Source organism: Sphingobacterium shayense (assembly GCF_013179575.1).
Taxonomy (GTDB): Bacteria; Bacteroidota; Bacteroidia; order Sphingobacteriales; family Sphingobacteriaceae; genus Sphingobacterium; species Sphingobacterium shayense.
The window spans coordinates 1-1,881 of the sequence record NZ_JABMCQ010000302.1; the positions used below are offsets into that span (position 1 = coordinate 1).

The following is a 1,881-nucleotide window of genomic DNA, read 5'->3' on the forward strand; positions in this document are numbered from 1 at the left end:
TCTAAAATTTTATTGCCATTTACTATAATGATGGCAATTTCTGTAATTCGGCTCCCGCCAGCATAATTCCCGGTCGTTTCTATATCGACAATTGCAAATTTCTTTTGTTTATTCACACTACAATTATACTAATTTAATTAGTGTTATCATAGAGTGAGGTTTAATTTGTTGAAGCTCATTTTAAACATAACATTAGTTACGCCTTGGGTAGTGTTTAAAAGACTTTTATACCACAAAGCTCTCGTATAGCAACAGAGGCAATCGCGCCACCGAACGCTGCTGGAAGATATGACATTGTACCATAGGCGGACTTTTTGTAATTACTTCCATCTGTGTATAGCAAAGAGTCTTTATTGGGAAGTTCTGTCGAAAAAGCAACTTTGAACCCGTCACGGATGCCGTGTTTCCTTAACTTCTTTCGGATATGGTGTGCTAGTTTACAGTTATAGGATTTTGAGATATCGTCAATTTGAATCTTCGTAGGATCAACTTTTCCTCCGGCCCCCATGGAACTAACAAACTGAAGTTTTCTTTCTAATGCCAGACGTATGAAAAATAGTTTTGGAGTGATACTGTCGATAGCTTCTACACAGTAGTCTGGTGCTGACGAAAGTAATTCAGGAATCCGTTCCGGTATAACAAATTCTTCAACGACCGTCAAATCAAGTTCGGGATTAATTGCGAGTAGCCGGTCCTTCATGATTTGGACTTTAGAAACGCCATGATTTGTCGCTAACGCAGGAAGCTGTCGGTTGCGGTTTGATGGGTCGACGGTATCTCCATCGATGATAGTCATTTTTCCGACGCCTGCGCGACAAATAAACTCAGCCGCGAAGGATCCAACCCCCCCTAGGCCTAAAACCATAACATGTGAGTTTGTTAATTTTTCCAGCGCCTCTCGGCCTGTTAAGGCTTCTGTTCTAGAAAGCCAAGATAAATCCTTCATTTCAATAGCTGATATGTAAAAATATTTTTGAAATTTCGATAGAGCTGATTCTTTAATTCCGGGAGCTCCATTTTTCGAATCGCGCAAAAATAAGCATAAACATCTATTATTTTGGCAGATCTGTCGTCTGTTTCTAAGAAAATTTTATCTAGAGGTAATCCTAATATCAATTCATCTTTTTTTCCGTTTAATAGCGAAGGACCCAGGCTGATATAAAAACCTGCATTAATAATCTGCTGCGCTAATGCAATATTTTTTTCAAATCCGTGGAAAATAACCGGAACTTTTACGCCTTCTTCTTTCAGCATCTCTAGACATTCTTGGTGCGCCTTGACACAATGAACAATTAACGGTTTTTGAATGGTATTCGCGAAAGCGATCTGTTTTTTAAAAGTCTCTTGTTGAACGGGCCACTCCGTGTCGCAAAGTTTGTCCAGTCCACATTCTCCGATCGCTAGGACGTGTTCCTTTTTGCCATGTTCGTTTAAAGCGTCAATTTGTGCAGAAGTCGAGGATTCAACGTACCAAGGGTGAATCCCAAGCGAACAAGGGGAGGAAGTAAGGTAGTTTTTTGATATAATAACATTCGGAATCGAAAATTCATGTTCCGTACATTCGAAAGTATTATGTGTATGTATGTTGATATATGGAACATGCATACTCAAATATACAATTTTTGAAGTCGAAATTTGAAATTTTGAACGTAATTTTGTTGAGATTCAGTTAATTATACTTTATTGGATTAAAGTTTCGCGTTTAACACACGTAAAATCGCAGACGCTTTCAAAAGACATTCTTCATATTCCTTCTCACCATTTGCTTCTAAGGTAATGGCACCTCCAGTGTGAAACGATAAGTAACCGGTTTCTTGATTATACAGGATTGATCGAATCACAACGTTGAAGTCAAAATCGTTGTTGGGATCAAAATAGCCT

Annotated in this window: 3 protein-coding genes; all 3 read right to left on the reverse strand. The window is 38.5% G+C overall.

From position 1 onward, the window contains the following. Nucleotides 1-214: 214 nt before the first annotated feature. Nucleotides 215-946, reverse strand: coding sequence for a tRNA threonylcarbamoyladenosine dehydratase (locus HP439_RS18905; protein ID WP_172391878.1), 732 nt, complete (start codon nt 944-946; stop codon nt 215-217). Further along, entirely contained in the window at nt 943-1,605 is a 663-nt protein-coding gene (locus tag HP439_RS18910; protein WP_172391879.1) for a TatD family hydrolase, read from the reverse strand. Before HP439_RS18910 ends, HP439_RS18905 begins: the two co-directional genes overlap by 4 nt. Nucleotides 1,606-1,688: 83 nt before the next feature. Next, on the reverse strand, nt 1,689-1,881 hold a 193-nt coding region (locus tag HP439_RS18915; protein WP_172391880.1), incomplete at its 5' end, for a chorismate-binding protein.